This window comes from Pseudomonas sp. (assembly GCF_050739655.1).
Lineage (GTDB): Bacteria > Pseudomonadota > Gammaproteobacteria > Pseudomonadales > Pseudomonadaceae > Aquipseudomonas.
In genome coordinates this window covers 1-5,783 of record NZ_JBOIBY010000632.1, presented here as the reverse complement: position 1 = coordinate 5,783, position 5,783 = coordinate 1, and the positions used below count along the sequence as shown (strand labels likewise).

Below are 5,783 nucleotides of genomic sequence, written 5' to 3'. Positions count from 1 at the left end.
TGGCCGTGGTATGACGTCAGGTATCCGAGTCGGATACATGCTCCACTTGAGTTCTTACCCCAAACAACCGGTCGGCTATCTGCCGACCTCGCTCTAGCCCTTCAGCCGTCAACCAAATCGATTTGTTCTTGCTCACCGGATTACTGATGAAACCATGTTCATGCAATCGGTTCATGGTCTCGAAGTCGAACCCTTTCCAAGCATTGCCGTTATCAAAACTGAAGGTTGCCAACAGGGCCAGCACGGCTTCTTCAATCAGTTTATCGTCGTATTCCATGGTCGTTGCTCCGCTCGTATTCTTTAAGCTCATCGTAAACCCCACCAGCCATCAAGATGGATAGCGCGTTTAACCATGCGATACCGGCGAGCAGTTCCAGGGCAGCAAAGCTTCGTAATCCTCAACTGAAGAAGCCGTCGGCAGGCGCTCAAGTACGTGGCGCAACCACGCATAGGGCTCTTGGCCGTTGGCTTTGGCGGTCTCGACCAGGCTGTAAAGTTGGGCGCTAGCCGTCGCACCTTTGGGCGTGTCGCTGAACAACCAGTTCTTTCTTCCGATCACGAAGGGCCTGATGGCTCTTTCGGCAGGGTTGTTGTCGATTGGCAGGTAGCCTTCCTCGACGTACCGCTCAAGTTTGTTCCAGTTGCTCGCCAGGTAGCTGATGGCTTTGCCTAGGGCGTTTTGAGCTGTCACCTGTGGCTGCGTCTTTTCCATCCAGCTTTTCAGCTGGGCCAACACCGGCAGGCTGTGCTCGTGACGAGCGGCTTTACGCTCGCCGTCATTGTCGGCCTTTAGGTCGCGTTCTATGCCATAAAGTTTATTGATCAGGTTCAGCGCGATGTCGGCACGGCCCGTCTTGCCCTTGGGTTGCACTTTTTGCGCTTCGACAAATTTGCGCCGTGCATGCGCCCAGCAACCTAGACGTTCAACTCCGTCCTGCGCGCCCAGCGCGTTGTAACCGGCGTAATCATCAGTCATCACGTAGCCGCGGTAGCCATCAAGCAGGCGCGTCGGCACCTCCTGCGCCCGGCTGGTTGAGTAGTCGAAAAGGATCACTGGTTTGTCGGGAGGGCCACCGGTTTGCACCCACATCCAGGACTGACTGCTTGGCTCCCGATCAGGCTCTTTCAACACCTGCACCCGGGTTTCATCGCAGTGGATGATGCGGCTTTCCAGCAACTGGTCGCGCATTAAATTCAGCAGTGGCTGCAAGTGTTCGCCGCACTGGATAACCCAGCGGGCCAAGGTCTGGCGCGGGATATCAATGCCATGGCGGCCCAGTACTTTTTCAAAACGGTGAAGCGGCAAACCGTCCACGTATTTGGTGGTCAGCAGCATCGCCAGCACGCTTGGGCTGGCCATGCTTTTTTCAATCAGCTGAGCGGGCTTGTCCGCAGTGACCGGTGCCGTTTCACAGGCACGGCAACCGTAGACCTTACGAATGTGTTTGATCACGCGGATTTGCATCGGCACGATTTCAAGCTGCTCGCTAACCTCCTCGCCGATGGCGTGTTTGCGGCAGCCGCAGGCACAGGTCAGATCATGCTCGGACAGTTCGTGGATGACTTCGATGCGAGGGAGATCAGGTGGCAGCGGTTTGCGCTTGCCACGCCGTGGGGTCGATGCAACAGCTTCCTCTTCAGAGGCTTCATCGATGGGCTCTACGACGCTTTCCGCCTCATTGAACAGGGCCAACTGCGGCGTTGTCGGATCAGCCGTTTGCTCGGACTTACGTCCGAACAGGCGCTGACGCAGCAGTGCGTTTTCTTCTTCGAGAAAACCGACTCTGGACTGCATCTTCGCAAGCATCTGCTTGAGCAGTTCAGGATCATCGGGGAGGTTTTCGGGCATGGAAATCATGCCCTGGATTATACCGAATCAGGCCACGAATCGCGGTGTCAAAACCTGATGAGGGCGGTTGCGCCAGAGATCAAAACCATCCAGTAGCCAGTTCAGTTCCTGCACGCTCAGAACAATCGCCTCGTCAGTGGCATCGGGCGATGTTTTGAAGCGCTCGGATTCGAGGCGCTTGAGCCAGAGGCAGAAGCCGTTGCGTTCCCAATACAAAATCTTCACGCGGTTGCGCGGCTTGTTGAGGAAAACGAAAAGCACGGGATCGAATACCGCGACTTTGATATCCAGCTCGACCAGTGCGGCCAGGCCATCAATGGATTTTCGAAAGTCAACGGGCTTGGGGTAGAGATAGACTTTTTCGACTTTGGCGTCGGGTCTCATCATGGTGGGCTGGCTCCTGAGGGAATCGGGAGCACAGCATCCGGGATCAATTAAGTGCTTTGAATGTGGGGTTCATGGAGCACTTACACTGCGCCGGACCTCTGCGATGGAATGAACGGTATTGCGAACCGTCCAGTAAATTGCGGGGTGGGTGTAAGTTGCTCGCTGTACGGTCACGATGGCGACGACGTATTGGTTGGAGGAAACGGGAGAGACTTCATTGTCGGAGGTACCGGCAACGATCTGTTGGTCAGAGGAAATCAACGTCTTCGTATTCAATGCAGGCTCAGGCTCGGACACCCTCCGGGCATAAGTCTCGCTACAGACAAAGGCCGATCAATGATCGGCCTTTGTCGTTCACTCACACCCTCAGTTCACCTCGATCCTGTCGCGGTTTCCATCCACAATCGCTTTGCCGATACCCTTCACTTCCAGCAATTCGTCAACTGACGCAAATGCGCCATTACTTTCACGATAAGCAACAATCGCCTTGGCTTTTGCCTCGCCCACTCCAGCCAACTCACGTTGCAGCGTAGGTGCATCAGCACTATTCAGATCGACTTTGCCGGTTTGCGCCTTGGCGGCCACATCCCGTACCAGAGGCGGACTCATCACCTCAGTTGCGTTACCAGGCGCGGCGTTTGCCGTAAGAGAGATGCTGCTCAGAAGGGCGAAAACCAGAGAGTAGAAACTGCTTGTACGCATAGGTAAATGCTCCATGCCATCGTTTGAGAAAGCAGCTTTTCCAAAGCCGCTCTCCAAACTTAGGCCATACCACTGAGCTGTCAAAAATGTGTACGTTACTGGATATGAAACAATCAGGGTTCCAAGCGACGCTGCTGGTAGATCCAGTCGACAATCTCGCCGTCCGGGGTGTAGCCGCTGACAGTGTCGCGCAACAACTGGCGGACGCGCGCGTAGTCGTCCTGATCCACCGCGGCAAGCAACTCGGTCAGCTTGACCTTCAGCACATCCCAGGACAGGTGGTCCTCGTTGGCTGTCATGATCATCGGGTGCTGAGTGGCCGCCACGTTGTCACCGATCAGAAGTTCTTCGTAAAGCTTCTCACCCGGACGCAGCCCGGTGAACTCGATAGCGATGTCGCCATGCAGGTTTTTTTCCGAGCGGACGCTCAGGCCGGACAGATGGATCATCTTTTCGGCCAGCTCGACGATCCTCACCGGCTCGCCCATGTCCAGGACAAAAACATCGCCGCCCTGCCCCATGGAGCCCGCCTGAATCACCAACTGCGCCGCTTCAGGGATGGTCATGAAGTATCGGGTGATCTTCGGATGCGTGACAGTCAGCGGACCGCCCGACTTGATCTGTTTGTGAAACAACGGAATGACCGAACCCGACGATCCCAGGACATTACCAAACCGCACCATCGTGAACCGCGTTTTGTTCACGCGCGAAACTTTGCTCTTATCACCGAACAACACTGGAGCCAACTCACGACTCAGCGCTTGCAACGTCAACTCGGCAAGGCGTTTGGTGCTACCCATTACATTGGTAGGTCGCACGGCCTTGTCCGTCGAAATCAGGACGAAGTTGGCCACTCCTGCCTGAAGTGCGGCCTGGGCCGTATTAAGCGTGCCTATCACATTATTGAGCACGCCTTCGGCAATGTTGTGTTCGACCATGGGGACATGCTTGTAGGCGGCGGCGTGATACACCGTGTCTACTCGCCAGGTTTTCATGACATCCAGCAACTTGTCCTGATTACGAACCGACCCGAGAATCGGCAAAAGGCGGATGGACAGCGACTCTCGAGCGACTCGCTGCTCCAGCTCGGACAAGATGGAATAAAGATTGAATTCACTGTGTTCAAACAGTAGAAGCGTTGTCGGGCGCAGCGCCAGAATCTGTCGGCAAAGCTCGGAGCCAATGGAGCCCCCGGCGCCCGTGACCAACACAGACTGCCCCTTGATGCAATGTTCGAGCAAGTCAGCCTGGGCCGGGACTGCGTCACGCCCAAGCAGGTCGGCAATGTCTACTTCCTGGATATCGTCGACCTTGACCCGCCCGCTGGCCAGGTCCATGAAACCCGGGACACTCCGTACGTGCAATGGGAAGCCTTCGAGAAACCCGAGAATCTCGCGACGGCGTCCACGGTTGGACGATGGAATGGCGAGGAGAATTTCCTGAGCGCCCGTGTTGTCGATCATCTCCTGAATGTGCTTGGGCTTGTACACCTGCAATCCGGAGATCACCCTATCGGCGATTCCGCTATCGTCGTCGATAAAAGCAACAGGCCGCATGGCGCGCCCCATCCGCAAGGCGGCAACGAGTTGATTACCCGCTGCCCCCGCGCCGTAGATAGCCACTTTCGGCAGACCGTCATCCCGGCTGGTGAACGGGACATGCTGGGCCGCGCTGAACCAGTCACCCAGAAAGTACTGACGCATGGCCAGGCGCAGCCCGCCGATCATGATCAGGCTCAACCACCAATAGTTGAAAATGATCGAACGCGGAACGACGTTTTGATGATTGCTGTACCAGTACACCACAATGCCAAGTATCAATGACGACAGTGTCACCGCCTTGATAATGGCAATGAGCGCGTCATTTCCAAAGTACCGCATGACCGCACGGTACATGCCAAAGCGGACGAAAAGAGGAATGGCGATGACAGGTGCACTGACAAAAAGCCAGACGTGCTGAGTGAACGGGTTGACTAACTCGTCCAGCCCAAGTCGCACAACAAACGCCATCCACAGGGCAAACCAGACCAATGAAATATCAGTCAGAACCTGCAGAATGCGTTTATGTCGTCTTGGCAGACTTAACAACTTTGCCCGAATCTTATCCATAACCCCTCTTAACACCTCTCGAAGCTCCCAGCATTGATACAGCAACTACAGCTTTCGGTAACTCGCTTGCCGACAAAGCAATGCTCAAGACCCAATGCTTCAATCACGCCTTGCCGACGATTTCCAACTCGCCTGCGTGAAACTTGAAGCCCAGCAACACCAAAGGCACGTAGGCCAGGATCAATCCTGTCACGCCGTCGATATATTGCATGGCGACCAATATAGCCACTGGCACTAACCACAACAAATTGATCGCAGCGATTGCCAGAGTGACCGCCCGATGGCTGCGATATTTTCGTGAAGCGTACTGGTAGCCATGGCTGCGATGGGCCTCATACACCTTGTCACCGCGCAACAGCCGACGAATGAGGGTAAAGGTGGCATCCACAATAAAGACGCCCAACAAAATGAGCCAGGCCCAGAGAAACAGGGGATTGGTCCAGGCCGCGTGAAGCGACATCACCGCCAGTACGATGCCCAGGAAACCACTGCCGGCATCCCCCATGAAAATTTTCGCTGGCGGAAAATTCCAGGCAAGGAAACCCGATACGGACATCGCCAGTACAAGCGGAGCAATGGCGAGACTGGTGTTGCCCGCAACCCAGTAGACCAGGCAAGCACCGACACAGGCGCAAATCGCCTCGACGCTGGCCAGACCGTCAATGCCATCCATGAAGTTGTAGAGGTTGAGCATCCAGACCAGATAGAACGCCCCGATGACATAGCCGAACCAGCCG

6 protein-coding genes and 1 pseudogene are annotated in these 5,783 nt (G+C 55.5%); 1 reads left to right on the top strand and 6 read right to left on the bottom strand.

The annotated features are described in order from the left end of the window. Nucleotides 1–16 precede the first annotated feature (16 nt). The 3 genes from ACRESJ_RS30115 to tnpB form a co-directional block, all read right to left on the bottom strand. Nucleotides 17–277, bottom strand: a complete 261-nt coding sequence (locus ACRESJ_RS30115; RefSeq protein WP_431761144.1) for a DUF6429 family protein — start codon at nt 275–277, stop codon at nt 17–19. Between the two features lie 69 nt (nt 278–346). Then, the gene (gene tnpC, locus ACRESJ_RS30110) at nt 347–1,858 is read right to left on the bottom strand and encodes an IS66 family transposase (protein WP_431761143.1); all 1,512 of its coding nucleotides are present in this window, start codon (nt 1,856–1,858) and stop codon (nt 347–349) included. A gap of 18 nt (nt 1,859–1,876) precedes the next feature. Beyond that, nucleotides 1,877–2,236, bottom strand: a complete 360-nt coding sequence (gene tnpB, locus ACRESJ_RS30105) for an IS66 family insertion sequence element accessory protein TnpB (RefSeq protein WP_431761142.1) — start codon at nt 2,234–2,236, stop codon at nt 1,877–1,879. 60 nt (nt 2,237–2,296) lie between these two features. On the opposite strand from tnpB, the gene ACRESJ_RS30100 reads away from it, so the two are divergent. After that, on the top strand, nt 2,297–2,683 hold the full coding sequence (locus ACRESJ_RS30100) for a hypothetical protein (RefSeq protein WP_431761141.1): 387 nt from the start codon (nt 2,297–2,299) through the stop codon (nt 2,681–2,683). Here the strand turns inward: ACRESJ_RS30100 and ACRESJ_RS30095 are convergent. The 3 genes and pseudogenes from ACRESJ_RS30095 to ACRESJ_RS30085 all read right to left on the bottom strand — a co-directional run. Then, entirely contained in the window at nt 2,603–2,938 is a 336-nt protein-coding gene (locus ACRESJ_RS30095) for a ComEA family DNA-binding protein (protein WP_431761140.1), read from the bottom strand. The genes ACRESJ_RS30100 and ACRESJ_RS30095 overlap by 81 nt on opposite strands. Before the next feature lie 113 nt (nt 2,939–3,051). Beyond that, nucleotides 3,052–5,046: a polysaccharide biosynthesis protein gene (locus tag ACRESJ_RS30090; protein ID WP_431761139.1), complete on the bottom strand. Its 1,995-nt coding sequence runs from the start codon at nt 5,044–5,046 to the stop codon at nt 3,052–3,054. A gap of 103 nt (nt 5,047–5,149) precedes the next feature. Continuing rightward, nucleotides 5,150–5,783: pseudogene (locus tag ACRESJ_RS30085) on the bottom strand (glycosyl transferase); the annotation flags it as partial.

What these genes read in the sequence shown, in the direction of transcription:
- ACRESJ_RS30115 (WP_431761144.1), bottom strand. Translation starts at nt 277, where the DNA reads ATGGAATACGACGATAAACTGATTGAAGAAGCCGTGCTGGCCCTGTTG.
- tnpC (WP_431761143.1), bottom strand. Translation starts at nt 1,858, where the DNA reads ATGATTTCCATGCCCGAAAACCTCCCCGATGATCCTGAACTGCTCAAG.
- tnpB (WP_431761142.1), bottom strand. Translation starts at nt 2,236, where the DNA reads ATGATGAGACCCGACGCCAAAGTCGAAAAAGTCTATCTCTACCCCAAG.
- ACRESJ_RS30100 (WP_431761141.1), top strand. Translation starts at nt 2,297, where the DNA reads ATGTGGGGTTCATGGAGCACTTACACTGCGCCGGACCTCTGCGATGGA.
- ACRESJ_RS30095 (WP_431761140.1), bottom strand. Translation starts at nt 2,938, where the DNA reads ATGCGTACAAGCAGTTTCTACTCTCTGGTTTTCGCCCTTCTGAGCAGC.
- ACRESJ_RS30090 (WP_431761139.1), bottom strand. Translation starts at nt 5,046, where the DNA reads ATGGATAAGATTCGGGCAAAGTTGTTAAGTCTGCCAAGACGACATAAA.